Source organism: Paenibacillus paridis (assembly GCF_006345825.1).
Classification (GTDB): Bacteria; Bacillota; Bacilli; order Paenibacillales; family Paenibacillaceae; genus Pristimantibacillus; species Pristimantibacillus paridis.
Genome location: NZ_VCIX01000084.1, coordinates 13,857 through 39,923, shown reverse-complemented (window position 1 = coordinate 39,923; position 26,067 = coordinate 13,857). Strand labels below are relative to the sequence as shown.

At 49.6% G+C, this 26,067-nt stretch carries 23 protein-coding genes and 1 tRNA gene; 2 read left to right on the top strand and 22 right to left on the bottom strand.

Features of this window, described 5'->3' with window-relative positions; all coding sequences use genetic code 11:
• Nucleotides 1-195: 195 nt before the first annotated feature.
• The 9 genes from rnr to FJQ58_RS12935 all read right to left on the bottom strand — a co-directional run bounded on the left by rnr (nt 196) and on the right by FJQ58_RS12935 (nt 11,780).
• Nucleotides 196-3,216, bottom strand: a complete 3,021-nt coding sequence (gene rnr / locus FJQ58_RS12975; RefSeq protein ID WP_420799834.1) for a ribonuclease R — start codon at nt 3,214-3,216, stop codon at nt 196-198.
• Between the two features lie 173 nt (nt 3,217-3,389).
• Nucleotides 3,390-3,626 (bottom strand): preprotein translocase subunit SecG, encoded by a 237-nt coding sequence (secG, locus tag FJQ58_RS12970; RefSeq protein ID WP_053373228.1) that lies wholly within the window; start codon nt 3,624-3,626, stop codon nt 3,390-3,392.
• A gap of 97 nt (nt 3,627-3,723) precedes the next feature.
• A complete protein-coding gene (locus FJQ58_RS12965) occupies nt 3,724-4,491 on the bottom strand; it encodes a sugar phosphate isomerase/epimerase family protein (protein ID WP_139994018.1) in 768 nt (255 codons plus the stop codon).
• A gap of 131 nt (nt 4,492-4,622) precedes the next feature.
• Nucleotides 4,623-5,915: a phosphopyruvate hydratase gene (eno, locus tag FJQ58_RS12960; protein ID WP_139994016.1), complete on the bottom strand. Its 1,293-nt coding sequence runs from the start codon at nt 5,913-5,915 to the stop codon at nt 4,623-4,625.
• A gap of 26 nt (nt 5,916-5,941) precedes the next feature.
• On the bottom strand, nt 5,942-7,483 hold the full coding sequence (gene gpmI / locus FJQ58_RS12955) for a 2,3-bisphosphoglycerate-independent phosphoglycerate mutase (protein WP_139994013.1): 1,542 nt from the start codon (nt 7,481-7,483) through the stop codon (nt 5,942-5,944).
• A 1-nt stretch (nt 7,484) separates the two neighbouring features.
• On the bottom strand, nt 7,485-8,243 hold the full coding sequence (gene tpiA / locus FJQ58_RS12950) for a triose-phosphate isomerase (RefSeq protein ID WP_139994011.1): 759 nt from the start codon (nt 8,241-8,243) through the stop codon (nt 7,485-7,487).
• Nucleotides 8,244-8,283: 40 nt separating this feature from the next.
• Complete coding sequence (locus FJQ58_RS12945) at nt 8,284-9,468, bottom strand: phosphoglycerate kinase (protein ID WP_139994009.1); 1,185 nt, start codon at nt 9,466-9,468, stop codon at nt 8,284-8,286.
• 169 nt (nt 9,469-9,637) lie between these two features.
• On the bottom strand, nt 9,638-10,642 hold the full coding sequence (gene gap, locus FJQ58_RS12940) for a type I glyceraldehyde-3-phosphate dehydrogenase (protein WP_076270744.1): 1,005 nt from the start codon (nt 10,640-10,642) through the stop codon (nt 9,638-9,640).
• An 88-nt stretch (nt 10,643-10,730) separates the two neighbouring features.
• Nucleotides 10,731-11,780 (bottom strand): sugar-binding transcriptional regulator, encoded by a 1,050-nt coding sequence (locus FJQ58_RS12935; RefSeq protein WP_139994007.1) that lies wholly within the window; start codon nt 11,778-11,780, stop codon nt 10,731-10,733.
• Nucleotides 11,781-12,113: 333 nt separating this feature from the next.
• Between FJQ58_RS12935 and FJQ58_RS12930 the strand changes: the two genes are divergently transcribed.
• Nucleotides 12,114-12,188: transfer RNA gene (locus FJQ58_RS12930), tRNA-Arg, on the top strand.
• A 192-nt stretch (nt 12,189-12,380) separates the two neighbouring features.
• Nucleotides 12,381-12,965: an ATP-dependent Clp endopeptidase proteolytic subunit ClpP gene (clpP, locus tag FJQ58_RS12925; protein WP_169091151.1), complete on the top strand. Its 585-nt coding sequence runs from the start codon at nt 12,381-12,383 to the stop codon at nt 12,963-12,965.
• 807 nt (nt 12,966-13,772) lie between these two features.
• On the opposite strand, the gene FJQ58_RS12920 is transcribed toward clpP, so the two are convergent.
• From FJQ58_RS12920 to hisB, 13 genes are all read right to left on the bottom strand, one after another.
• The gene (locus tag FJQ58_RS12920; RefSeq protein WP_028609180.1) at nt 13,773-14,042 is read right to left on the bottom strand and encodes an HPr family phosphocarrier protein; all 270 of its coding nucleotides are present in this window, start codon (nt 14,040-14,042) and stop codon (nt 13,773-13,775) included.
• 208 nt (nt 14,043-14,250) lie between these two features.
• Complete coding sequence (whiA, locus tag FJQ58_RS12915; RefSeq protein WP_139993998.1) at nt 14,251-15,180, bottom strand: DNA-binding protein WhiA; 930 nt, start codon at nt 15,178-15,180, stop codon at nt 14,251-14,253.
• A 6-nt stretch (nt 15,181-15,186) separates the two neighbouring features.
• Nucleotides 15,187-16,173: a gluconeogenesis factor YvcK family protein gene (locus FJQ58_RS12910; RefSeq protein ID WP_139993996.1), complete on the bottom strand. Its 987-nt coding sequence runs from the start codon at nt 16,171-16,173 to the stop codon at nt 15,187-15,189.
• Between the two features lie 12 nt (nt 16,174-16,185).
• Nucleotides 16,186-17,073 (bottom strand): RNase adapter RapZ, encoded by an 888-nt coding sequence (rapZ, locus tag FJQ58_RS12905; protein WP_139993994.1) that lies wholly within the window; start codon nt 17,071-17,073, stop codon nt 16,186-16,188.
• A gap of 99 nt (nt 17,074-17,172) precedes the next feature.
• Nucleotides 17,173-18,123, bottom strand: a complete 951-nt coding sequence (locus tag FJQ58_RS12900) for an ROK family glucokinase (protein WP_139993992.1) — start codon at nt 18,121-18,123, stop codon at nt 17,173-17,175.
• Between the two features lie 183 nt (nt 18,124-18,306).
• Nucleotides 18,307-19,254, bottom strand: coding sequence for a thioredoxin-disulfide reductase (gene trxB, locus FJQ58_RS12895; RefSeq protein WP_139993990.1), 948 nt, complete (start codon nt 19,252-19,254; stop codon nt 18,307-18,309).
• A 20-nt stretch (nt 19,255-19,274) separates the two neighbouring features.
• Complete coding sequence (locus FJQ58_RS12890) at nt 19,275-21,026, bottom strand: tetratricopeptide repeat protein (protein ID WP_139993989.1); 1,752 nt, start codon at nt 21,024-21,026, stop codon at nt 19,275-19,277.
• 165 nt (nt 21,027-21,191) lie between these two features.
• Nucleotides 21,192-22,142, bottom strand: a complete 951-nt coding sequence (locus tag FJQ58_RS12885; protein ID WP_139993987.1) for a ribose-phosphate diphosphokinase — start codon at nt 22,140-22,142, stop codon at nt 21,192-21,194.
• 118 nt (nt 22,143-22,260) lie between these two features.
• Nucleotides 22,261-23,067, bottom strand: a complete 807-nt coding sequence (hisJ, locus tag FJQ58_RS12880) for a histidinol-phosphatase HisJ (protein WP_139993985.1) — start codon at nt 23,065-23,067, stop codon at nt 22,261-22,263.
• Nucleotides 23,068-23,108: 41 nt separating this feature from the next.
• Entirely contained in the window at nt 23,109-23,801 is a 693-nt protein-coding gene (hisIE, locus tag FJQ58_RS12875) for a bifunctional phosphoribosyl-AMP cyclohydrolase/phosphoribosyl-ATP diphosphatase HisIE (protein ID WP_139993983.1), read from the bottom strand.
• Nucleotides 23,798-24,556, bottom strand: coding sequence for an imidazole glycerol phosphate synthase subunit HisF (gene hisF, locus FJQ58_RS12870; protein ID WP_139993981.1), 759 nt, complete (start codon nt 24,554-24,556; stop codon nt 23,798-23,800). Before hisF ends, hisIE begins: the two co-directional genes overlap by 4 nt.
• 272 nt (nt 24,557-24,828) lie before the next feature.
• Nucleotides 24,829-25,428, bottom strand: coding sequence for an imidazole glycerol phosphate synthase subunit HisH (gene hisH / locus FJQ58_RS12865; RefSeq protein ID WP_139993979.1), 600 nt, complete (start codon nt 25,426-25,428; stop codon nt 24,829-24,831).
• Between the two features lies 1 nt (nt 25,429).
• The gene (gene hisB / locus FJQ58_RS12860; protein WP_139993977.1) at nt 25,430-26,029 is read right to left on the bottom strand and encodes an imidazoleglycerol-phosphate dehydratase HisB; all 600 of its coding nucleotides are present in this window, start codon (nt 26,027-26,029) and stop codon (nt 25,430-25,432) included.
• Nucleotides 26,030-26,067 lie beyond the last annotated feature (38 nt).

Here is a 26,067-nt window from a genome sequence, read left to right as displayed (position 1 = left end):
CACATTGGAAAGGGTTTCATGACTATAATGACACCCTTTTCAATATGTGAATTCAGGTTCATATTATCGATTGATTAGAGTGTACTATACCCAGAATTAAAATGCAAGTGACGAGCTTAAATATATTTTCCCATTTTGCCCAGTTCGCGGCGACTTCCAATTCTGTATCGGAACGGAAATCGCCGCCATTATTTTCTATTTGCCGTTTTTGCGAACGAAGGCCGCTGTAGCGTTGCCACCGCTCTTGTTTTTCCTCTTCCGCTTGCTTTTCTCAGGGCTTGCAGCGCTACCTTCTACTATAGGAGCAGCAGCACTTTGCTCCCCGTTAAACACGCCGCTCTCCGAAGTACGCTTCCGCTTCGAAGCGCCTCCGCCACTACCCTCGTTCCGCCACTTCCCGGCTCCACCGCGGCCATTGCCGCCTGGCCCGCCGCTGCTGCGGATGGGCAGGCCCCACATATCCGTGCGCCCGCCGCGTCCGCCTGCGCGCGACTGCTCACTGCCTTGGCCCGGCGACGTATTCGCCTCTTGCCCTAGCCCACGCTCCGCCGGCGCATTTCCGCCGCCGCTTACGCCAGCGCCGGCTTCGCCTGCGCCACCCCGGCCGCGCCGCTTGGCGCCGCGCCCGCTATCAGGGGCATCGATCCGCCACGGGTTGGCTTGCTCGACAATGCCGACTACGCTGCGGTCGACTCCGCTGCTAAAGCTGTCGCGGCGCCCTTTCCCGCCGCGGCCCTTGCCACCGCGGCCGCCCGCGCTGCCCTTGCCGTTTTGTTCAATCCCGCCACGACTCCGGCCATCCGCACCTGCTCCAGGTCCACTGCCTCCGCGACCCGCGCTGTTTTGTTCATTCCCACCACGACTCCGGTCATCCGCGCTTACACCAGATCCGCTGCCTCCGCGACCTGTACCGCCTTGCCCTTTGCCGCCACGGTTTCGGCCATCCGAGCTTTCGCCGCGGCCTTTGCCACCGCGACCGCCACGGTCGCTGCTTCCGGCGCGTTCGCCGAAGCCGCCGCGCTTCTTGCCGCCGAAGCTGCTTGGAATGCCCTTGCCGCTGCGCGGCTTCATATCCACAAGCTCAAAATCAATCGTATGCTCCGTCATGCTGACGCGAGTCACGCGAATTTTTACTTCATCGCCAATCCGGTATATTTTCGAAGTCCGCTCGCCGACCAAAATCATATGCTGCTCATGGAAGTTGTAGTAGTCGTCCGACATATCACTCAAACGAATCAAGCCTTCCACGGAATTGTCCAGCTCGATGAACATGCCGAAGCTCGTTACGCTGCTAATGATGCCTTCAAACTCTTCGCCGACCTTATCCAACATGAATTCACATTTCTTAAGCTGCTCGGTATCGCGCTCTGCATCTACCGCTACGCGTTCGCGCTCGGAGGAATGCTGCGCAATTTCCGGCATCCTTGCCGTCAATGCTTCATGACGCGCTTGAGTCAGTTGGCCTTTGCCTTCTAGCACCTCACGAATGACCCGGTGAATTACTAGATCCGGGTAACGTCGAATCGGCGATGTGAAATGGGAGTAGAATTCGGCGGCAAGGCCGAAATGCCCAAGGCTCTCCGCATCATATTTCGCCTGCTTCATTGAACGAAGCATGACCGTTGAGATCACGGTCGCTTCCTTCGTGCCGCGAATGTCCTCAAGCAGTGTTTGCAGCGCCTTCGGATGAATCGAGTTGCCCTTGCCTTTAACGGTATAGCCAAAGTTAGCTGCAAATTGCACAAAGTTCAGCAGCTTTTCCTGAGTAGGATCCTCGTGAATCCGGTAAAGGAACGGAACCCGGAGCCAGTGAAAATGCTCGGCAACCGTTTCATTAGCGACCAACATGAACTCCTCGATGATTTGCTCGGCTACGGAACGCTCGCGTTTAATAATATCTACCGCTTTGCCCTTATCATCTACAATGACCTTCGACTCCTGAAAGTCAAAATCAATCGAACCGCGCTTCATCCGCTTCGAGCGAAGACGCATGGCAAGGTCTTCCATCAGGGTGAAAGTATCCAGTAAATCCGCATAACGCTCTTTGAGCTCGGTTTGCGGCTCTTCTTCGCTCGCCGTCAGTATTTTTTTTACGTTCGTATAGGTCATCCGCTCTTTCGTACGGATGACGCTCGTGAACACATCGTGACGCACTCGTTTTAGAGTATCCGCATCGAATTCCATCTCGCATGACAGCGTCAGGCGGTCAACCTGTGGATTGAGCGAGCAGATCCCGTTCGATAGGCGGTGCGGTAGCATCGGAATAACGCGGTCAACCAAATAAACGCTGCAGCCCCTCTGATAGGCTTCTTGATCGAGCTGCGAATTCTCCCTTACATAGTAGCCTACGTCAGCGATATGAACTCCTAGCAAATAATTGCCGTTCTCCAGGCGCTTCACATGGACCGCATCGTCCAAATCCTTGGCATCCTCGCCATCAATCGTCACGATAACCTCTCCACGCAAGTCGCGTCTACCCTGCTGGATAATCTCATCATCGGTAATGGAGTCAGGCGCAGCTTCCGCTTCGGCCATGACTTCTTCCGGGAAGCCTTCCGGCAATTGGTGCTTGCGAATGATGGACAGGATATCTACGCCCGGGTCATTCTTATGTCCCAAAATTTCGACAATTTCCCCTTCGGCCGCCGAACGGCCTTCCGGATAGGAAACGATTTTCACGACTACCTTCTGGCCGGATACAGCTCCTTGGTAGCCACCCTTCGGAATAAAAATATCCCGGTTAATCCGTTTGTCATCCGGCACAACGAAAGCATAGACATCGTGATCCTCGAACGTTCCGACAATCTGCGTGACTGCGCGCTCAACGATGCGCACAACCTCACCCTCCATACGGCCGCCATGCTCGCTTCTTGTCGTAACACGAACAAGGATGGTGTCTCCATTCATCGCGCTCTTCAAATCATTCGCATGCAAATACACATCCCCGTGGTCCTTCTCGTCCGGGATTAGGAACCCAAAGCCTTTGGCATGCGATTGCAGCTTGCCGCGCAGCAAGTTCATCCGTTCCGGCACGCCATAATGGTCGTTAGGCGTACGAATGATTTTTCCCGAGTCCTCCAATTGATTCAGCAGTTTAAGGAACTCCTTAAACTCCGCTGCATCTACGATACCAAAATGCTTCTCCAGCTCTTGGTACGTCATCGGCTTGTAAGCCGTTTCTCTCATAAAATCAAGCAGTTCCTGCTCGTAGTTGATCATTATAATTTTTTCTCCTCATAAACCTGCCCATGCGCTCTGGCGTCATTTGCAGCAGGTTGATAGATTTCCATATACCATGTAGTATACACGAAATGGAAGCCCCGCATCCGCGAATCTGTTGAAAATACAAAAAAAGCGAGGAATATCCTCGCTTTCTGCGTGTGTGTCAGTTATTGTTTTACGAAGTAAGAAACAACAAGCGCCAATATAAAGAAGCCAACTGCAAGAACAACTGTCAAACGCTGCAAGAACAAATCCAAACCGCGCGCTTTCTGTTTGCCGAACAGGTGCTCAGCGCCGCCCGTGATTGCTCCGGACAAACCTGCACTCTTACCTTTTTGCAACAATACGACAGCAATTAGGCCGACAGAAAATATAACGAGCACGATCTTCAATAAGATTTCCATTTATTCCACCTCCAGCATAGGAGCTCCGTAAAAACACGTAAATCGAGTGTACCATAGCTGGGCACAAATTACAATAGGACAAGCCACAATGCCAGCATTATGCAAACCCAAGCGATTGCAAAAACACATAATTATTTTTCGCGCTCTCAAGCGATCCGCATTCAAACTGCTCCTGCTCCACGATCATGCAGGCTATGCCAGATAGATCGGCGGTGCTTAACAGCTGCTCATAACCAACCTCGCCCTTTCCAAGCTCTGCATCCTTTCTGCCCTTGGAAAAATCCTTGAGATGCACAAGCGGCACTCTTCCTTTATGTTTTTGTAAATAATCGGCTGCTTTATATCCGGCCATGTGCAACCAGCCCAAATCAAACTGCATCACCATCAGTTCCGCAGGCACCTGCTTCAGGACAAGATCAATGATAGGCTGCTTTTCGACCAGCTTAAACTCAAAATCATGATTATGATAACCGTATTTCATCCCCGCGTCCTTTACTTGCTTCCCGCACTTCGTCAGCACATCCGTTAAATATTTCACGTTATCCATAGTTGGCTGCTCCGGCAGCGGCCCCCACGGCGTAATAATGTAGCACACGCCTAGCTCTTTCGCATATTCGATCTGTCCCGCAAAATCCGATTCCATCTGCTTCGTATTGCTGAAGTTAATGGGCACATGAACTGAAGGAACCGTTAGTCCCAGCTCCTTCAGTTTGCTTTTCAGTTCAATGGCCGGCGTTTTAAAATAACCCGCAAATTCGACGGCTGTATAGCCGATTTTGGCCACTTTCTCTAATGTGCCTAGAAAATCAATTTCTGTCTGGTCTCTAACGGAATACAATTGAAGGCCTATCACTGGTTTTGCCATCCGAGCACCGCCTAATCGATTCATGCTTTTTCTGCTCTTAATGTCCTACGTTTATAAGTGTTCTATGCCTGTAAAGAAAAAGAAGGGTATGCCCTGGGGCATACCCTTCTTTCCTACACGCTTCACGCGTATTATTTAAAGTTTTTCAAGTTGTAGAAAGCCGATTTGCCAGCATATTGAGCTGTCGAACCTAGTTGGTCCTCAATGCGAAGCAATTGGTTGTATTTTGCAACGCGGTCCGTACGGGACGGAGCGCCTGTTTTGATTTGACCAGCGTTTGTTGCAACAGCGATATCAGCAATTGTGCTGTCTTCGCTCTCGCCTGAACGGTGAGAGATAACTGCTGTGTAACCAGCGCGTTTTGCCATTTCGATTGCATCGAAAGTTTCAGTAAGCGAACCGATTTGGTTAACTTTAACTAGGATCGAGTTGCCCACGCCTTTGTCGATACCGTCGGACAAACGCTCTGTGTTCGTAACGAATAGATCGTCACCAACCAATTGTACTTTACCGCCAAGCTTCTCAGTAAGCAATTTCCAACCATCCCAATCGTCTTCGGAGCAACCGTCTTCGATTGTGATAATTGGGTATTTGTCAGCCCATGAAGCAAGAAGGTCAACGAATTCAGCAGGTGTGAACGATTTGCCTTCGCCTGCAAGCACGTATTTGCCGTCTTTGAAGAATTCAGTAGAAGCAACGTCCATACCGAGGAATACGTCAACGCCTGGCTTGTAGCCTGCGCGCTCGATTGCGGAGATGATTGTTGTAATTGCTTCTTCGTTTGAACCAAGGTTAGGAGCAAAGCCGCCTTCGTCGCCTACAGCTGTGTTAAGGTGTTTGTCATGCAATACAGCTTTCAGGTTGTGGAAAATTTCAGCGCCGATACGAAGCGCTTCTTTGAAGCTTTCAGCACCGACAGGAAGAACCATGAATTCTTGAACGTCGATGTTGTTATCCGCGTGCTCGCCGCCGTTGATGATGTTCATCATTGGTACTGGAAGCACTTTAGCGTTGAATCCGCCAAGGTAAGTGTAAAGAGGCACATCAAGAGCGTCAGCAGCTGCGCGAGCGACTGCCATCGATACAGCAAGGATTGCATTAGCGCCAAGCTTTGCTTTGTTAGGAGTACCGTCAAGCTCGATCATTTTGCGGTCGATAGCCACTTGATCAAGAGCGTCAAGACCGATGATTTCAGGAGCGATTTCTGTGTTTACATTTTCAACGGCTTTTAGAACGCCTTTGCCAAGGTAACGGGATTTGTCGCCATCACGAAGCTCAACAGCCTCGTAAGCGCCTGTGGAAGCGCCGGATGGAACGATTGCGCGGCCTTTGCCGCCGGACTCAAGGGATACCTCTACTTCTACTGTTGGATTTCCGCGGGAATCCAGCACTTCGCGTGCATATACATCAACGATAATTGACATGAGAGAAAACACTCCTTTTAAAGGTTTTATTTGGGGTTAATCAAGGAAACGCCAGTCATTTCTTTCGGTTTGGCCAGTTCGAGCAAATCAAGCAGCGTCGGAGCGATGTCAGCAAGGATACCGCCTTCGCGAAGCGTCTCGCCTGCTCTCGTTACGATAAGCGGAACGGGATTTGTCGTATGCGCCGTAAACGGACGGCCATTCTCGTCAAATACCATATCAGCGTTACCATGGTCAGCCGTAATGATGCAAACTCCGCCTTTGGCAAGCACAGCTTCCACTACTTTGCCCAGGCATTCGTCTGTCGCTTCTACCGCCTTGATCGTAGGCTCCAGCATGCCGGAGTGCCCTACCATATCAGGGTTGGCGAAGTTTAGAATAATTGCGTCATGCTTGTCTGATTCAATCTCGCGAACCGTAGACGCGGCAAGCTCATACGCGCTCATCTCCGGCTGTAGGTCGTACGTTGCAACCTTAGGGGAATTAATGAGTACGCGTGTTTCGCCTGGAAGCTCATGATCGCGTCCGCCGCTAAAGAAAAACGTAACATGCGGATATTTTTCCGTTTCAGCCGTACGCAATTGTGTCTTGTTGTTTTGCACGAGAACTTCGCCAAGCGTGTTATCCAGGTTCTTTGGTGAATACGCAACGAATCCGCCTACGGTTTCACTGAATAGCGTCAAGCAGACGAAATACAGGTTAACCGGATGATTCTCGCCACGGTCGAAGCCGCGGAAATCCTCATTGGTAAACACTTGGGACAATTGAATCGCGCGGTCAGGACGGAAATTGAAGAAAATAACCGCATCCTCGGATTCCACAAGGCCAACTGGCTTGTTTTCCCCGTCTATAATGACCGTTGGCATAACGAATTCATCATAAACCGATTTCTCGTAGGATTCAACTACCGCTTGAATCGGATCATAGTATTGCGGGCCTTCGCCGTAAACCATGGCGCGGTAGGATTTCTCCGTACGCTCCCAGCGCTTGTCGCGGTCCATCGCATAATAGCGGCCTTGAACCGTTGCAATGCGGCCTACGCCAACCTCTTCGATCTTCGCTTGCAGACGCTCAAGGTAACCTTTGGCGCTGTCTGGAGACACGTCGCGGCCATCGAGGAATGCATGGATATACACTTCCTCAAGCTCTTCTTTCTTTGCCAAATCCAGCAAAGCGAACAGGTGCTCAATATGGCTGTGTACGCCGCCGTCAGAGAGCAAGCCGTAGAGGTGAAGCTTCTTGCTGTTTGTTTTCACATGACGAACTGCGCCAAGAATCGTTTCATTCTCATAGAACTCGCCATCACGGATCGATTTGCTGATACGCGTCAAGTCCTGATACACAATGCGGCCTGCGCCGATGTTCAAATGGCCAACTTCGGAGTTGCCCATTTGACCTTCCGGCAAACCAACGGCTTCGCCGGAAGCCGTTAGTGTCGTGTGCGGGTAAGTCGACCAGTAACGGTCGTAATTCGGTTTGTTTGCTTGTGCTACGGCGTTGCCGACAACATCATCGCGCAAACCGAAACCGTCAAGAATAATAAGCGCTACAGGTTTTGGAGAAGCCATATTACTTGGCCCCCTCGACCAGTGCGATATAGGATGCAGGCTCTAGACTTGCGCCGCCGACAAGTGCGCCGTCGATGTCCGCTTGACCCATATATTCAGCAACGTTGTTAGGCTTAACACTGCCGCCGTATTGAATGCGAACCGCATCTGCCGTTGCTTGGTCATAAAGGCCTGCAATGACGCCGCGGATGTAGCCGATCACGTCTTGTGCATCTTCGGAAGTCGAAGATTTGCCCGTGCCGATTGCCCAGATTGGTTCGTATGCCACAACAACTTCAGCTGCTTGCGCTGCGGATACGCCTTGGAAAGCCGCTTCCGTTTGCACCTTGCAAACATCCTTCGTTTGTCCTGCTTCACGCTCTTCCAGCTTCTCGCCTACGCAGACGATTGGCAGCAAGCCGTTTTTGAAGGAAGCATGAACCTTTTTGTTCACGATCTCATCAGATTCTGCAAAATATGCGCGACGCTCTGAGTGGCCGATAATCACGTATTTTACACCAAGATCCTTCAGCATCACGCCGCTGATTTCACCAGTGAATGCACCGTTGTCTTCAAAGTGTACGTTTTGCGCTCCGATTGCGATCGAAGTGCCTTTCGCCGCTTCAACAAGTGCCGGAAGCGTTGTGTAAGGCGCGCAAATTACGCTCTCTACGCCGTCAACCTCAGCTTTGCCTTTCACTTCGGAGAAAAAAGTGACAGCCTCGGATACTGTTTTGAACATTTTCCAGTTACCAGCGATAATCGGTTTTCTGTTGCTCATGCATAATCCTCCTCAAAAATATGTTATTTGGGTAGAGCTATTATTTATCGTTAAGAGCTACAACGCCTGGAAGCACTTTGCCTTCCATGAACTCAAGGGAAGCGCCGCCGCCAGTCGAGATGAAGTCCATTTTGTCAGCCAGGTGGAATTTCTCAGCCGCTGCTGCGGAATCGCCGCCGCCGATCACTGTGTAGCCTGTTGTTTCCGCACATGCGTTAGCAACGGCTAGTGTACCATGCGAGAATGGCTCGATTTCAAATACGCCCATCGGCCCGTTCCAAACAACCAGCTTGGAGTTTTTGATCACGTCAGCATAAAGCTCGCGTGTTTTAGGTCCGATGTCAATGCCTTCCCAATCAGCAGGAATGCTGTCTACGTCAACGATTTGCGTGTTAGCGTCTGCGCTGAAATCGTCAGTAACTACGATATCGACAGGGATCAAGAAGTTTTTGCCAAGCTTTTTAGCTTTCTCGATGAACTCAAGAGCAAGATCAAGCTTGCTATTGTCTACGAGCGATTTGCCGATTTCGTGGCCTTGCGCTTTGAAGAAGGTATAAGACAAGCCGCCGCCGATGATGACGTTGTCGGCAATTTCCAACATTTTGTCGATAACCGCGATTTTGTCTTTCACTTTGGAGCCGCCTACGATAGCTGTGAAAGGGCGCTCAGGGTTATTCAAAGCTTTGCCTAGTACTTCAAGCTCTCTCTCCATAAGAAGGCCGGATACAGCTGGAAGAATATGAGCAATGCCTTCTGTCGATGCATGCGCGCGGTGAGCAGCGCCGAAAGCGTCGTTAACGAACAAGTCAGCAAGCTTAGCAAATGCTTTTGCCAATTCCGGATCGTTCTTCTCTTCGCCTTCGTAGAAACGTACGTTTTCAAGAAGCAAAACGTCGCCGTTGTTCAAAGCCGCTACTTGCGCTTCTACCGCTTCGCCGATTGCTTCGTCAGCTTTAGTTACTTGCTTGCCAAGAAGCTCGGATAGACGAGCTGCAGAAGCCGTATGGCGAAGCTCTTCAACCACTTGACCGTTCGGACGGCCCAAGTGACTTGCAAGAATAACTTTAGCGCCTTTTTCGATTAGGAAGTTAATCGTTGGAAGCGTTTCGCGGATACGTTTGTCATCTGTAATTTTACCATCTTCGAGCGGCACGTTGAAATCAACGCGAACAAATACCCGTTTACCAGCCAGCTCTGCAACATCACGTACACTTTTCTTATTCATCAATGAAACCTCCCGGATAATTGGTATGAAACGGTATAGATATAGGACAAAAAAAAGAAGGGCGTTCCTTCAAAGAAGAAACGCCCTCATGATTTACGACTCTAGAAGCCGCAAACCATAGACCTCTGCTCCGCATGCGCGAAAGCCGCGGTCCGTCCGCCTTCTTTGCTTACAGACCTTTGCTAGCAATGTAAGCAGCAAGATCAACTACGCGGTTCGAGTAGCCCCACTCGTTGTCGTACCAAGAAATAACTTTAACCATGTTGCCTTCAACAACCATAGTCGAAAGACCATCGATTGTGGAAGAAGCAGGGTCGCTATTGTAGTCGCTTGAAACAAGCGGCAATTCGTTGTAGTTCAAGATGCCTTTAAGAGGACCGTCAGCAGCTTCTTTCAATGCTGCGTTAACTTCTTCAACCGTTACGTTAACTTTAAGCTCAGCAACAAGGTCAGTTACGGATACGTTAGGCGTAGGAACACGCATAGCCATACCGTTCAATTTGCCTTTAAGCTCAGGAAGAACAAGTGCAACAGCTTTCGCTGCGCCAGTGGAAGAAGGAATGATGTTCTCAGCAGCTGCGCGAGCACGACGCAAGTCTTTGTGTGGAACGTCAAGTACGGATTGGTCGTTTGTGTATGAGTGAATAGTAGTCATCATACCTTTAACGATTCCGAATTTGTCGTTCAATACTTTTGCGAAAGGCGCTAGGCAGTTTGTAGTACAAGAAGCGTTGGAAATAATGGTATGTGCCGCAGCGTCGTATTTATCTTCGTTAACGCCGATAACAACTGTAATATCTTCGTTCGTTGCTGGAGCGGAGATGATAACTTTTTTAGCGCCGCCTTGCAAGTGAAGCTCAGCTTTTTCTTTAGCTGTGAAAATACCAGTGGATTCAACTACGATTTCAACGCCTACGGAGCCCCAAGGAAGGTCAGCTGGGTTGCGCTCTGCAAATACTTTGATTTCGCGTCCGTTTACGATAAGCGCGCCTTCTTTTGCTTCAACAGTACCGTCAAGTTGACCGTGAGTTGTATCGTATTTAAGAAGATGTGCCAGAGTTGCAGTATCCGTAAGATCGTTTACTGCCACGATTTGAACATCAGGGTTGTTCAGTGCTGCGCGGAATACGTTACGGCCGATGCGACCAAAACCATTAATACCAACTTTTACCATTTTTGTTTCCTCCTAAGCGATTTAAAAGATTATTTTATATATTTCAAGATGTTTTGCCAGTTACGTATAAGCTGCTGATAGCAAATCATCATGATTCCGCATTGCTTTTCTCTTGCTCGATTAAGGCTACCATCTCTAAAGCTGCTGCTTCGTCTGTGATGAGAACATCGTTATGCCCAAAGCGCATAATCGCCGCTATAGCTTCGCCTTTGCTCTTCCCGCCGGCTACGCCGATAACAACTTCAGTGTTAACAATATCCTCTAGCCGTAACCCCACCGTCTGCATTTTGTGCACGACCGCGCCTTTCCGGTCAAAATAAAACCCGAAGGATTCTGCGAGCGCACCTTCCGCTTCCATGGCGTCTATAATTTGTTGATCCAGCCGCCTGCGCCTTGCCATCACCATAGCATCCCCGATTCCGTGTACGACGATGCGAGCACTGCGGATAACATCCACAATCTCTTTAATGTTCGGTTCCTGCATGATGGAGGCAAATGCTTCCTGCCCTAGATGGTCAGGTACGTGCAGAAGCCTGTATTGCCCTCCTGTGCGCTTTGCCATCATAGAAGCAATGGTATTGGCCTGATAGTCCAAGCTCTCTCCTAGGCCGCCTCTGGCCGGTACGAATAGATTCGTATTAAGCTGCGAGGAGCTATTCAGTTGGCTCGACAACTGCGCGATGGTCGTTCCGCCTGTAACAGCCACAACGTCGCTTGGCTGCATTAGCTTGCTGAGCACCTGGCTTCCGGCACGACCCAGCTCTCGCTTCGTCTGTGCGGAAATCTCCGAATCACCTGCTACAATGACGACCTGTGTCAAGCCGTAATGGCTGCGGATCGTTTCTTCCAATTCGGATAAGCCGAACATGGTCTTGTAGAAGGGTTCGAGCTGTTCTAATAATTGCTTGCCTGAATCGCTAATTCGCATGCCCCCCGAATGAATCTCGAGCAGGCCTTGCGTTTTCAGAAAATCGGTCTCCGCCCGAAGCATTCGCTCCGTCATCGATAATGCCGACGCCAGCGTACGACGCCCGATTAAATCCGACAGCATCACTCGATGCAATATCGAATACCGTTTCTTCATGACGTCGAGCAGATCCGGTACAAGCTGCTGCTGCAGTTCAACGATCTGACGCATCTCTCATCCTTCACTCCATCGGCCTATAGCGTATTCGGTTCAACCTACGTTGGACTGATAATGTCCCGCGGTATCATTTCAAGTCCCACCTTTAGTTTATCGGAAATAAGCGAAGGAAGCAAGAGCAGTTTTGCTCATGAAAACGATTACGGTCACATTTTTCACAAATTTAATTTTACAACTCCCCTTGCTTTAGAAACTTAATTATCATATAATAATTTTTGCGACTATTTTCAAATGACGGAAGGTACTGGCTTATCAGTAAACCGTTCCTATAAATATCCGCAGAAACAATAGCCTTTCCAGCTTGTTGACCTACACCTTATACAATTTGCGCCCGTGGTCCAATGGATATGACGCAGCCCTCCGAAGGCTGAGATCTAGGTTCGATTCCTTGCGGGCGCGCCACAACAAACTTTTAGCCGACTCGGCTTGCAACTCCTATATTGATACATAAGAACCGTTCCTATACACTGGAGCGGTTTTTTTTATTCCAAACAGACTTGTTTGACTATCTTTGACTTTTGCTTTTTCATCCGTTATTATGAGAATACGATTTAACCATTCATTGTTTTATTGAGGAGGGGGCTTACGTTGGATATGAATTTCGTTCCTATGGTTATTGAGCAAAACAATCGGGGTGAGCGTGCGTATGACATTTACTCTCGCCTGTTGAAAGACCGCATTATTTTTCTAGGTTCCGGTGTAAACGACGTGGTGGCCAACTCCATCATCGCTCAATTGCTCTTCCTGGCCGCAGACGACCCAGAGAAAGACATTTCTCTTTATATTAACAGCCCAGGCGGTTCGATTACGGCAGGCATGGCTATTTATGATACGATGCAATACATTAAACCGGATGTTTCCACCATCTGTGTCGGCATGGCAGCTTCCATGGGTGCTTTCCTGCTTACGGCAGGCGCCATCGGCAAACGCTACGCGCTTCCGAACAGCGAAGTTATGATTCACCAGCCGCTTGGCGGGGCAGAAGGACAAGCGAGCGATATCGCTATCCGCGCGAAACGCATCATCGGCATGCGCGACAAGCTGAACGGCATCCTTGCGGAGCGCAGCGGGCAATCGCTTGAGCGCATCGAGAAGGACACGGACCGCGACTACTTCATGAGCGCGGCAGAAGCCAAAGAATACGGCTTGGTCGATAAAGTAATCGAGAAGCTAGCATAACCAGCAACATACGAAACGGGGCATTTCCAAGGTCTGCATAGACCAAGGGAATGCCCCGTTTTTGTTTGCAGCGGTACATTTGAATAGTTAACTCTGATTCTGGGCGTACGAGGACTTAGCAATGAGTGTGTTGGTATTTGAACTTTGCTATTTACGATGTTTGATGTGTTATATAGAAAAACCAATTCGAGGGTTGTGTGTGCGATGCGGATTTTGTTGAAAACGATTAATGAGCTTCTTTGGTCATGTTTGATTTAGTATGTACTTTGCACTATTTTCAGTTTCCCACCAAAAATGTGTACTGTGGCTCGTATCCTTCGCCGTTTACGTCATCATTTACGTTAATCGAAAAGAGCATTTTCTTTTCCAACTTTCAATTAACAGGAAAAAATCCCGTTATATCTGGTCATATAAGCATTATCTAGAGTTTAACTGGAATTCCTCCTGTTAATTGATCCGATTCAACCGTTCTCATGCCTTACTCCTAATATTAACGGTAAAATTTCCTGTTAATGTAGTTCAAGCTTCCGTCGAGGTTCCTTTAGTGGGAGTTTTTCCTGCTAAATTATGAAAATCGTAGTACATTGCCAATTTTTCTTTGTCTTCTGTCTTCTTTCCTCCCTTCCTCTATCCCCCTCTCCCCCAAAGCATCATTAGCTCTCAAGACGCACGACTGACAGATTAACATCAGCTGTAATACTGCAGCTTGCCGTTCACCTAAAGACCTACAACAGCAGCCAACAACATTAAAAAAAGCCACCCCAGGTCTCCAGGACCTTGGACGGCTTTTGTTTAATTGCGAATGAATTATTGGTTCTCCAACTCTTCTTTGCTTACTAAAGCGACTAAAGCGTTTACAGCCTGTTCTGCGTCCGAACCCTCTGCACTAATGGATACTTCAGTGCCGGAGCTGATCGCTAGGCTCATAATACCCATGATGGATTTTGCGTTCACTTTTTTGTCGTCTTTCTCTACAAATACTTCGGAGGAAAATTTGTTCGCTTCTTGTACGAATAATGCTGCAGGTCTTGCATGAAGTCCCGTCTTAAGACGAACAACAACCGGAAGCCTTGTCATGGAAACCATACCCCCTATATTTTACTCAATCATTAGCATGCGGCACAAACGTTAACGGCTCTGTTTTACCGTCTTCTGGCTGCAAAAGCTCGTTTCCCGGTCAAAGATAAGTGAGCGTCTGCGTTGATGCTTGGCATTCTTATCTTTTTAAATAAAGTCATTTTGAATTATTATATCATTATACCAGCTGATGCACTAGGAAAAAAGCTCAGACGCCGCGGATTTTTTCCGCAAGTTCGTCGATTTTGCGCAAACGGTGGTTTACACCTGATTTGCTGACCTTTCCCTTGAGCATTTCGCCGACTTCTGTCAAATTCATATCGGGATGCTGCAATCTGATTTCTGCAACTTCCTTAAGCTTATCAGGCAAGCTGTCCAGTCCTACCTCACGCTGCAGCAGCTTTATGTTCTCAATTTGCCGAAAAGCGGCCCCGATTGTCTTATTCAGGTTCGCCGTTTCGCAATTGACTATGCGATTTACCGAATTGCGCATATCGCGCATAATTCGGACATCCTCAAATTTGAACAAGGCTTGATGCGCGCCAATAATGTTGAGAAGCTCGATAATTTTCTCGCCCTCTTTGATATAGAAGATAAAACCTTTTTTCCGCTCAATGCATCTGGCATTGAGATCGAATTTATTGGCAAGATCCACTAACGATTCGCAATGCTCCTGATACATCGACGAGATCTCAAGATGATAAGAGGAGCCTTCCGGGTTATTAACAGATCCGCCTGCAAGGAATGCTCCACGCAAATAAGACCGTTTGCAGCATGGCTTGCGAATGATTTCCTTATCAATGCCGAGATTAAACATAAAGCCCTCGGAAACAATCTTAAGCTCACTCAGTATTTCCTGTACGCCGGCAGGAATACGCACGATATACACATTATTTTTTTTGAGCCTCATCTTTTTGCGGACGAGCAGCTCGACATGCACCTCATAATGCTTTTTGAGCAGGGAATAAATCCTTCTGGCTATAGCAGCATTTTCCGTTGAGATGTCCAAAACGACTTTGCGGCTGGATACGCTGACCGAACCATTCATTCGTATGAGCGCAGATAATTCCGCGATCTCACAACAACTGTCCGCTTCGATTAAAGTCAGCTCTTTTTTTGTTTGTGCCGCAAACGACATGATGTATCACCTCTTTCGTAACATCCAGTTCTCAACTAATTTATAAATATGATGGCTTAAGCGTTCGGCATCATGCCGAAGAAACGTACGAAATAATACAAGCCGGTCCGCAATGACTTCATAACCCTTCTGGGTGACGGCATCAAGGTCCAAATGGACCGCTTTTGCGCCAAGCTCTGCGTATTTACTCTCGATTTGGGGCGGAATCTCCCCATCATTTACGATAACATAATCAAACAGATGATGCCCGATGTGAGCGTGAATCGCATCCAGGTGGTCGCCTACCGAATAATTGTCGGTTTCGCCTGGTTGCGTCATGACGTTACAAACGAACAGCTTTACCGCTTCCGATTCCACGATGGCATTGGCAAGTTTGGGAACGAGCAAATTTGGAATAATGCTCGTATACAAGCTGCCAGGCCCGATCAGAATCGCATCTGCTTGCTCGATCGCCTCAACCGCTTCTTGAAGCGGCTCCACGTCAGCAGGTTCAAGAAACACTCGCTTAATAATCTTTCCTGCTTTCGGAATCATCGATTCGCCTGTAACAAACGAACCGTCCTCCATTTCCGCTTTCAGAACAATCGCCTGCCCTGCTGCTGGAAGCACTCGGCCGCGTACGGCCAGAACACGGCTAAGCTCGCGTATGCCCGTAACGAAATCACCGGAAATATCCGTCATCGCCGCGAGCATGAGATTCCCAAGACTATGCCCGGCAAGGCCTGGCACCGTCTTGAACCGGTATTGCAGCACCTCGGTGAGCAAGGGCTCCGCATCGGCTAATGCCATAAGCACGTTGCGAATATCGCCAGGCGGCGGTATTTGCAGTTCATTTCGCAAAATACCAGAGCTGCCGCCGTCATCGGCAACCGTAACAATTGCCGTAATATCCAGCGGCTTCTCCTTAAGCCCCCGAAGCATGACCGAGAGTCCGGTACCGCCGCCTATGACGACGATCTTCGGACGTCTCAGTATCTTATGTCTACTCTGCATTCTCTCACCCCGTCAATGCTTGTCACGTTCGGCATCGCGATGAGTGACACGCACTCGCTCCGTATCACTGCTGCCGAGCATGCGTCCCAGATATTCGGATATCGCAACGGATCGATGCTTTCCGCCTGTACAGCCGATGCCGATTACAACCTGACTTTTCCCTTCCTTGCGGTAAAGCGGAATAAGGAATTGGAGCATGTCTAGCAGCTTGGTTAAAAACTGCTGTGTTTCAGGCCATTTCATGACGTATTCGTACACTTCGGGGGTTTGACCGGTATTCGGGCGCAAATGCTCGACATAGTGCGGATTGGGCAAAAAGCGGACGTCATAGATGAGGTCAGCATCAATCGGAATGCCGTATTTAAAGCCGAAGGAAGTTACGTTGATCGATAGACTGTTTTGCTCAAGATTCGTAAAATGGGAAATAATCCGTTCCTTCAAATGTGCCGGCTTTAAAATGCTCGTATCGATAACCTGCGAGGCCCAGCCTTTCAGATCCTCAAGCAGTCGGCGTTCATTTTTTATTCCCTCAAGTGGCATACCCTCGGGTGCTAGCGGATGACGGCGACGACTCTCTTTGTATCGCTGGACAAGCACGGCATCCGTAGCATCCAAAAATAGGATTTCACAGCTGAGCGTATAATGCTCCTTGATATAGGCAAGCGACTCGGACAATGCCGTAAAAAATTCACGTCCGCGCAAATCAATCACGAGCGCTACATTTCCAATTTTGCCGTTCGATTGCTCGATCAGCTCCGCAAATTTAGGAATAAGAACGGGTGGTAAATTATCTACGCAGAAAAAACCGAGATCCTCCAGGCTTTGGACAGCAATCGTCTTGCCTGCGCCAGACATCCCGGTAATAATGACAAGCTTCGCTACTGTTGCCGCCGTTTCCATGAATAAACCTCCTAAAAGGTTTGCGTAAGCAAACCTACTTCGTAAGGGCAAGCTTAGGTTTGCATAAGCAAACCTGCTTCGTATGGATAGCCTCTTAAACTATCCTCTTAGAATGAGACCAGCTGCGCCAACTACGCCAGCATTGTTGCCAAGCGTTGCCGCAACGATTTTCACGTTTTCCTTCGCTTGGTCCTGTGTGTACTTCTCAAATACTTCGCGAATTTGGTCGAATAGGAAATCGCCTGCTTTGGACACGCCACCGCCGATGATGAAATATTGCGGATTCAATACGATTGCGATCATCGCCATCGATTTGCCCAAATAATAAGCTGCGCGATTCACGATGCGTGTTGCAACTTCATCGCCTGCTTTTGCCGCATCCAGAACATCTTTAGCCATAATATTCTCCACTTGCGCAAGTGATGTACGATCGCCGCGCTCAACGGCATCATTTGCCATGCGAATAATACCCGTAGCCGAGGATACCGTCTCCAAGCAGCCCATTTTGCCGCAACCGCACTGAATAGCTTCCAAATCAGGCACGATAGCCATATGGCCAAGCTCGCCGGCCATACCCATGTAGCCCTCTACAATCTTGCCTTCTATAATAATGCCGCCGCCTACGCCTGTGCCAAGCGTGTAGCATACGCAATGGTCAATGCCCTTGCCTGCTCCGCCCCATGCTTCACCGAGTGCAGCAACATTCGCATCATTGTTTACTTTTACTGTTTTATTCAGCTCTTGCTCCAAATAAGCCTTCAAATTGACGTTTTCAATCTTCAGGTTTGGCGCAAATTTGACAATGCCGTTCGGAATGTCAAGGAAACCGGCAATACCAACGCCAACTCCATCAACGTTTTCCCAATCAAAATCAGATTCGGTTACGATCTGCTGTGCATATTTTGCAATATTTTGAAGGATAGTGTCCGTTCCTTTACTCGCTTCCGTCGGCCCTTCATACGTTTGGAGCAATTGTCCCTCCGCATTGCAAATGCCTACCTTAATAGCAGTCCCGCCGACATCGACTCCAACGTAAATCTTTTCAGACATCACTAGTCCACCTCATCAATATGTTAATCTTCTCTGTAACACTATAAGCGACCTTAACCCTCTGGTCAAGATAGCGCAATTCGGGCAAATGTGCAGCTCTCGGCTATTGAAAAGGCTATACCGTCAAGCATATCGCTCTGCTGGTATAGCCCCTTCCGTATCTTATGCTGCCTTAGCAAACGATTAAAGCGATTGGCTCCAGTCATGAACAATGGCGCCCTCAAGGTATCTTTCGCAATCCAGCGCCGCCATGCAGCCGCTTCCCGCCGCCGTAATTGCTTGGCGGTATTTGCTGTCCTGTACGTCGCCGCAAGCGAATACGCCAGGGACATTCGTTTCGGATGTGCCTGGCTTCACAACAATGTAGCCATGCTCATCCGTATCGATTTGGCCAGCCAGAAACTTCGTATTCGGTGTATGGCCGATCGCGATAAATACGCCATCGGTCTCAATTACATCCTCTTCGCCCGTTACGTTATCGCGAACCTTCAAGCCAGTAACGCCCATGCCGCCAGCCACGACTTCAACCGGTGTACGGTTGAGGCTCCAGCTGATTTTTTCATTCTCGCGAGCGCGGTCCTGCATGATTTTGGAAGCGCGAAGCTCGTCGCGGCGGTTAACCAACTCAACGTTGCTTGCGAAGCGCGTAAGGAAATTTGCTTCCTCCATCGCCGAATCTCCGCCGCCCACTACGATGATCTTCTTGCCGCGGAAGAAGAAGCCGTCACACGTCGCGCATGTGCTTACGCCACGGCCGACGTTTTCTTTCTCTCCGGGAATGCCAAGGTAACGAGCCGATGCCCCCGTAGAGATAATAATGCTCTCTCCAACTAGCTCTCCATGACCTTCAACTTGGAGCTTGAATGGACGTTCGGACATATCCACGCTGTTGACCCAGCCGGTGATGAACTTAGCGCCAAAGCGCTCCGCTTGCTTGCGCATGTTGGTCATCAGCTCTGGCCCCATAATGCCTTCCGGAAAACCAGGGAAATTCTCAACTTCGGTCGTCGTTGTCAATTGTCCGCCCGGCTCTGGTCCTTCGATAATAAGCGGGCTCATGTTCGCACGGGCCAAATAAATTGCTGCTGTTAGTCCGGCAGGGCCGGTTCCGATAATTATGGATTTGTACATCACATTCACCTCGTAAAAGTTTATTCGTCCTGCAATTCCTGTGCCGCAAACACAGAGCTAAGTGATTTCATCTTCTCTTTAATGCCGCAAACCTCGTCAATCATTTTGACATTTTTGCTTACGGTCGCAATCGATGTCCCGTAACGCAGCGACACCTCATGGTATGAAATCGCACGCCTGTGCATTTTCGCTGTCAAATATTCTAACGCTGCTGCCCAGCCTTCCGGCTTCGTCAGCTTCGGAACGTCCGGATACACTCGTGACAAAAACTCCACCCACAAGGTCATCAGATCATGCTGCTGAACCAAATCATATTGCTTGCTCATCCGGCCAAGAGCCGTCTCCACGACTTCCTGCCATTTATCTTCCCATACGGGCAGCCTCGAAGGAACCCGATTCGGCTCAATAACCGTTTCCTTCCCTTCCAGCACTATCCGTAATGGCTCTTGTACACCCATCGTACGAAGAACGAAGATCGCAATACGCTTCAAGTAATCATCCTCATCCCGCTCCAGGAGGAACGTCTGCAGGACGTCCTTCACTTCGCTGTCGGCGATCATGCCGAGCGCCTGAATGACCTGCAGCTTCGTATGCTGATCGCCATGGCGAAGCGCCCAGAAAAACGACGAGCGTACGAGCGGATCACGCTTGAGGTGGTCAGGGATGCCGTCAGACGACTTTTCCCACAGCTTGAACTGCTCCTCAAACGGCAAATGATAATGGTAGCTAATGGAACCTGTGTGCTGTCCGCTGCGGACAAGCTCGAGCTGCTCCATATAATAATGTGGAATGCCTGAAGTCGGATCCAGCTTGATCGTCTGTTTCCATAAGCGCTCCGCTTCCTGCAAACGCCCGATGTTGCATGCAGCCACGGCCGCATAATGAAACAGGCTTGGGTCCTGGGTCAGCTCTGAGTCCTTCAGCAGTCTGGTGAAGTGACGGTAAGCAGCTCCATGCTCTCCTAAGATGCCCATTGTGGTTGCCAGTTTAAACACATGCTCTTGATGAAACGGCACGGTCTTTGCCAACAGATCCACAAGCGGACGCAGGCTTTCTTCATCATTTTTGTGCTGATAGAAAATAGCCAAATTGCAAAGGGCGTGCAAATTGCCCGCTTCTAGGTCAAGTACCTCATGAATGGTATCCATCGCTTTATCGAACATGCCCATATAGTAATAAGCTAGCGCCAAATTGTTTCGGGCAGCCAAGAAATCGGGCTGGCCCTCAATAATTTTTTCTAAAATGCGCACAGCTTCTGTAAATTTTCCTTCTTCAAGCAGCGTTCTCGCCAAATCATGCTCCACCATGCCTTCGCGCGACTTGATGTTGGTCAGACGCGTAGGACGCTCCAGCTCATAGTGCAGCAGGTCCATCATATCCTCTGCCTCATCAAGAAACTGCCCTTCGGAATCCTCTTCCAAATAGCGAATCAGCGAGCCCTCAGCCGCTTCATATTGCTCCATGTTGGCAAAATTGTTCGCCATATAGAAATGGCACTCCGTCATCGTCGGATCAAGCTCATCCACAATCCATCCCAAGATCCGGTTCGATTCCTCGTAATTGCCCATTTCCGATAGGATGCCGGCCATATTGCAATGGTTTACCGGGTTTTCCGGCTCGTATTCGACGGCGCGACGAAAATATTTAAGTGCCTTGTCATAATGGAAACGATCGAGCGACTGAACCGCACGTTCGAAGAAAAACGTGGCGTCCCACTGGACCGGTATGACTTTCGTCTGTTGACCTACGACAACACGCTTCTTTTCTTTCATCCGCAAGGCACCTCCCGTTACTTCCGATTTTCTACGATTATACCATAGCCATACCCATCCGAACACGAAAGAATATGTGGGAAAATCGCGGACGGCAAATGCACCGCCCGCGATTTCCCGCAGCCTTGCTATTCATTTTGCATACTCCGCATCCCGTTAGGATACTTATACGCCACTGCTTTTGAACAAAGTACTGATGGAGCCACCCTCTAAAATAATGCGCGTAGCTTCCGCTAGAAGCGGAGCGACAGAGAGCACTTTGAAACGTTCCGGCGTCGATTCCGGCAAGCTGATGGAGTCCGTAACGATGACTTCCTTAATATGGGGATGATCCAAACGCTCAATGGCCGAGCCGGAGAATAACGGGTGCGTTGCGCATACATAAACATCCTCTGCGCCGCGCTCCTTCAGGCTTTCCACAACGTTCACAATCGTAGAGCCGGTGTCAATCAGATCCTCGATAATAATTGGAGTCTGGCCTTCAACGTCCCCAATGACGTGTGTAATAACCGATTCGTTGTGCGCAGGGCGTTTCTTAATCATAATCGCAAACGATGTATCCAAGTAGTTCGCCAGCTTCTCCGCGGTTGAAGCACGTCCTGCATCCGGCGATACAACAACCGGGTTCTTGATGTTTTTCGACTTCAAGTAATCGCTGATAAGATCAAGCGCAGTCATATGATCGACCGGAATGTTGAAGAAACCTTGAATAGCCGGAGCATGAAGATCGATTGTGATTACGCGGTTCGCTCCAACAGTCGTGAGCACATCCGCCAGCATTTTAGCTGAAATCGGCTCCCGTGGTGCCGCTTTGCGCTCCTGGCGCGCATAACCGTAATACGGCATGATGATGTTAACCGTTCTGGCGGAAGCACGCTTCGCCGCATCGATCATCACAAGCAATTCGACAAAATGCTCGTTAATGGGATGCGAGAATGATTGCACTAGAAATACGTCGCAATTCCGAATCGTTTCCTCGTAATGCACGTAAATCTCTCCGCTTTTGAAACGGGACATCTTGATCGCACCTAGCGTCAGACCAAGCTCTGCACTAATTTTCTGAGCCAATACCGGATTAGACGAACCCGAAAAAATACGCACCTTGTCGCTTAACATGATACCCTCCTGAGCGTTAAAACCAATTAATTATTTTACGGAACAAGTACTCGTCCTTGCCGGATCATTCGACAAGGCTTGATTGATCATCTATATTATACATGGAATTTACGATATTTCAAAAATCAATCATCACTAATTTTCGACAATTAAATGTCGCTAGCTGCGAATAACCGATATCCTTCAGCAATGCGTAGGCTTGATCAAGATATTGGCCGAGCCTTTCGGGCTGGTGAGCATCCGAACCCACAGTGAGAGGAATGCCCAAATCCTTTGCATATTCCAGCATCCGGCGGCTAGGAAACATCTCAGCTGCAGGCGTGCGCAAACCCGAAGCATTAAGCTCGATAGCCAAGCCATGGCGCTTGACAGCCTCCAGCGCAGCATTTTCCAAATGGGTCACATCGCCCTCCGGCGCATAGCCAAATCGCTTAATGACATCAATATGACCGATATAATCATAAAATCCGGTTGCCGCCGCTTTGGCGATATTGCTGTAGTATTGCTCGTAAACCCCCATGCGGTCTCGGCCTTCCCAGCCTGCAGTCTGCCTGAAATCCGTAATATCCCATTCACCGAGAAAATGAACCGATCCAATGACGTAATCCCACGGGTACGCTTTAACAATCGCCTCAATCTTCTCCTCGCTGCCTTCGATATAGTCGCCTTCCAAGCCCACGCGGATATCGATTTGCCCTTTATATTTCTCTTTCAGCTCTAGGCATTCTTCCACATAACGGGGAAGCTCATCCATCGGCATCGCCATCTCCGGGTAATACGTAGCAGGATCGACGTGGAGCAGCGGCATATGGTCGGAGAGACCAAGCTGCACAAGCCCAATCTCTATTCCTTTGCGTACGTAATCCTCCAGCTCGCCAACCGCATGGCCGCAGCGGGCATGATGGGTATGGTAATCGATAAACATAGGGATACCGGCCTTTCTCTTTAAAATTTTGAATGCTTCCGCTATCTCATTTTGTTCGTTGTCGGTTTGCCATGGCGGCTATGAATCTCGCTGATGACATCATCCAGCGGCAAACCGCGTTCACGAAGCAGCACCATCAAGTGGAAAATAAGATCGCCGGTTTCACTGCGAAGCTCGTCGTTGTCTTTATTTTTGGCCGCGATGATAACTTCCGATGCTTCCTCGCCAACCTTTTTCAAAATTTTATCCACGCCTTTATCGAACAGGTACGACGTGTAAGAGCCCTCGGGGCGCTCTGCGTAACGTTCGGCAATCACGCTCTCCAGCTGTCCGAGCGTAGCGAAGCGGTCTGCTGACGCTGCTGCTGTGTCTGAGGAAGCTGCTTCGTTTCCAGCTACCTGAACGGAATTAAAGAAGCAGCTGTAGCGTCCCGTGTGGCAAGCCGGCCCCTTCTGCTCTACTTTGACGAGCAGTGTATCGCCGTCGCAATCATATGCCAAGGAGGTAATGCGCTGCGTGTGGCCGCTTGTAGCACCCTTGTTCCATAGCTCATTTCGCGAACGGCTCCAAAACCAAGTTACGCCGGACTCTACCGAAAGCTTCAGTGATTCTTGATTCATATACGCCATCATAAGCACTTCTTTGCTTTGCGCATCTTGAACGATGGCAGGCACGAGTCCCGCGTCATCCCACTTAATGCTGGAGATGAGCTCACTTTGGTTGTTTTCGGTCATCGTACTTCTACTCCCTTCAGCCGCAAATCGTCCTTCACTTCGCGGATGGTCATCTCTTTATAGTGGAAAATGGTCGCAGCCAGCGCAGCGTCCGCGTGCGCCTGCTGGAACACATCGTTAAAATGCTCGATCCGTCCCGCTCCGCCCGATGCGATAACCGGAATGCCGAGCGAATCGGATACCGCTTGCGTCAGCTTAATATCGAAGCCATCCTTCGTTCCGTCCGCATCCATGCTCGTGAGCAAAATCTCGCCCGCGCCTAGTCGCTCAACCTCACGCGCCCATTCCAGCGCCTTAATTCCTGTCGTCTTGCGCCCGCCGTGCGTATAGACCTCCCACTCGCCCCACTCTGCATTGAACTTGGCGTCAATCGCCACGACAATGCACTGCGAGCCGAATTTGCGCGAGCCCTCTTTCACTAAGGCCGGATTCAAGACAGCCGCCGTATTAATGCCGATTTTGTCCGCGCCCGCACGAAGCAGACGCTTCATGTCATCGACATGAGAAATGCCGCCGCCTACCGTGAACGGAATCGTAATTTCGCCTGCCGTCCGCTTGACGACCTCGATCATCGTGGCGCGCCCCTCAACGGAAGCCGAAATGTCCAAAAACACAAGTTCGTCGGCGCCCTCTTGGTCGTAAGTAGCCGCCAGCTCGACGGGATCTCCCGCATCGCGCAGGTTTACGAAGTTGACGCCCTTCACCACGCGGCCGTCCTTCACGTCCAAACAAGGAATAATACGTTTTGCCAGCATGTTGCCCTCTCCTTTATGCCCGTTAGCCAGGCTTAATCTCTATCTCCAATGCCGCAGCTCCTATAGAAGCGCGCTAATCGCAAGTTCTAGCAAAACGCCTTCGGCGTCTTTTAGACGCTGGAGCAGCTTTAACGGTGAAATATAAGCCCTTTATAAGCTAACAAACTTATAATTCTTATATTTCAAGATGAAACGGCGATCGCCATCCTTTGGTCATGTAGCGCGTTTCATTCCGAGAAATATAGAGGTCGTATGACGAATGATATACTTCCCTATATTTTCAAAAAATTGCCGAGCAGCTGCATACCCAGCTCTCCGCTCTTCTCCGGATGGAACTGCATGCCGTACACATTGCCGCGCCCCACGATAGCCGTGACCTGCTGATAATAATCCGTCGTTGCCAGCAAATCGGAGGAAAGCTCCGGCTTCACATGGAAGGAGTGGACGAAATAGACATGCCCCTCTGTCAAACCGCTGAATAGCGGCGACTCGCCTTGCAGGAACGATAGCTTGTTCCAGCCCATATGCGGAATTTTGTAATCGCCTGCGAAGCGTACAACCTTGCCGGGAAGCAAATTCAAGCCCTCGTTCGTACCGTATTCCTCGCTCTCGCTAAACAACAGCTGCATGCCAAGGCAAATGCCGAGCATTGGCTTACCGGTGGCTGCATAAGCTTTCGCCACCTCATCCAGCTTCGTCTCGCGAAGGTTTTGCATCGCATCGCCAAAAGCGCCTACCCCTGGAAGGATCGCTTTGTCCGCTGCCGCGATCACCGCGGGATCTGCCGTAATAACGGCTTCATAGCCGAGCCGCTCCACTGCTTTGCTTACGCTGTGCAGGTTGCCCATGCCATAATCGATGATGGCAATCATCCTATAGCACTCCCTTCGTCGAAGGTACTCCTGTCACGCGTGGATCGATGCTCGTTGCTTCATCCAGCGCACGTCCAAGCGCCTTGAACACCGCTTCAATCATGTGATGCGTGTTTTGGCCATAGTGAACGATAACGTGAAGCGTAATGCGGGCTTCCAATGCTAACTTCCACAGAAACTCGTGAACGAGCTCCGTCGAGAAGCTGCCTACCTGCGATGAAGGATATTCTGCGCGATATTCAAAATGCGGACGGTTGCTGACGTCGATAATAACCTGCGCAAGCGCTTCGTCCATTGGCACGAACACGCTGGCATAACGCTTGATCCCGCGCTTGTCGCCAAGAGCCTCGCGAAGCGTCTGGCCGATGCAAATCCCGATGTCCTCTACCGTGTGGTGGTCATCGATATCGATATCGCCGCGTGCTTCCAGCTCCAAATTAAATTGGCCGTGCTTCGTGAAGAGGTCAAGCATATGGTTAAGGAAAGGCACATCCGTATCAAGCTTGGTCTGGCCCGATCCGTCTACTGTAAAGGTAAGCTTAATGTCCGTCTCATTCGTCTTGCGCGCTACCGATGCTTCGCGTACTTGGTTCTCCGACATCTTTATTCCTTCTTCCTGCGATAAGTTTAGTTAAGTAC

Coding starts and splice junctions, on each gene's coding strand:
- clpP (WP_169091151.1), top strand. CDS start 12,381: ATGAATTTCGTTCCTATGGTTATTGAGCAAAACAATCGGGGTGAGCGT.
- gap (WP_076270744.1), bottom strand. CDS start 10,642: ATGGTAAAAGTTGGTATTAATGGTTTTGGTCGCATCGGCCGTAACGTA.
- hisB (WP_139993977.1), bottom strand. CDS start 26,029: ATGTCGGAGAACCAAGTACGCGAAGCATCGGTAGCGCGCAAGACGAAT.
- hisIE (WP_139993983.1), bottom strand. CDS start 23,801: ATGACCGAAAACAACCAAAGTGAGCTCATCTCCAGCATTAAGTGGGAT.
- hisJ (WP_139993985.1), bottom strand. CDS start 23,067: ATGTTTATCGATTACCATACCCATCATGCCCGCTGCGGCCATGCGGTT.
- gpmI (WP_139994013.1), bottom strand. CDS start 7,483: ATGGCTTCTCCAAAACCTGTAGCGCTTATTATTCTTGACGGTTTCGGT.
- FJQ58_RS12900 (WP_139993992.1), bottom strand. CDS start 18,123: ATGTCTGAAAAGATTTACGTTGGAGTCGATGTCGGCGGGACTGCTATT.
- trxB (WP_139993990.1), bottom strand. CDS start 19,254: ATGTACAAATCCATAATTATCGGAACCGGCCCTGCCGGACTAACAGCA.
- rapZ (WP_139993994.1), bottom strand. CDS start 17,073: ATGGAAACGGCGGCAACAGTAGCGAAGCTTGTCATTATTACCGGGATG.
- FJQ58_RS12965 (WP_139994018.1), bottom strand. CDS start 4,491: ATGGCAAAACCAGTGATAGGCCTTCAATTGTATTCCGTTAGAGACCAG.
- tpiA (WP_139994011.1), bottom strand. CDS start 8,243: ATGAGCAACAGAAAACCGATTATCGCTGGTAACTGGAAAATGTTCAAA.
- FJQ58_RS12885 (WP_139993987.1), bottom strand. CDS start 22,142: ATGTTAAGCGACAAGGTGCGTATTTTTTCGGGTTCGTCTAATCCGGTA.
- whiA (WP_139993998.1), bottom strand. CDS start 15,180: ATGTCGTTTGCGGCACAAACAAAAAAAGAGCTGACTTTAATCGAAGCG.
- FJQ58_RS12935 (WP_139994007.1), bottom strand. CDS start 11,780: ATGCGTCAGATCGTTGAACTGCAGCAGCAGCTTGTACCGGATCTGCTC.
- FJQ58_RS12920 (WP_028609180.1), bottom strand. CDS start 14,042: ATGACAAGGCTTCCGGTTGTTGTTCGTCTTAAGACGGGACTTCATGCA.
- hisF (WP_139993981.1), bottom strand. CDS start 24,556: ATGCTGGCAAAACGTATTATTCCTTGTTTGGACGTGAAGGACGGCCGC.
- FJQ58_RS12945 (WP_139994009.1), bottom strand. CDS start 9,468: ATGAATAAGAAAAGTGTACGTGATGTTGCAGAGCTGGCTGGTAAACGG.
- FJQ58_RS12910 (WP_139993996.1), bottom strand. CDS start 16,173: ATGCAGAGTAGACATAAGATACTGAGACGTCCGAAGATCGTCGTCATA.
- eno (WP_139994016.1), bottom strand. CDS start 5,915: ATGTCAATTATCGTTGATGTATATGCACGCGAAGTGCTGGATTCCCGC.
- FJQ58_RS12890 (WP_139993989.1), bottom strand. CDS start 21,026: ATGAAAGAAAAGAAGCGTGTTGTCGTAGGTCAACAGACGAAAGTCATA.
- hisH (WP_139993979.1), bottom strand. CDS start 25,428: ATGATTGCCATCATCGATTATGGCATGGGCAACCTGCACAGCGTAAGC.
- secG (WP_053373228.1), bottom strand. CDS start 3,626: ATGGAAATCTTATTGAAGATCGTGCTCGTTATATTTTCTGTCGGCCTA.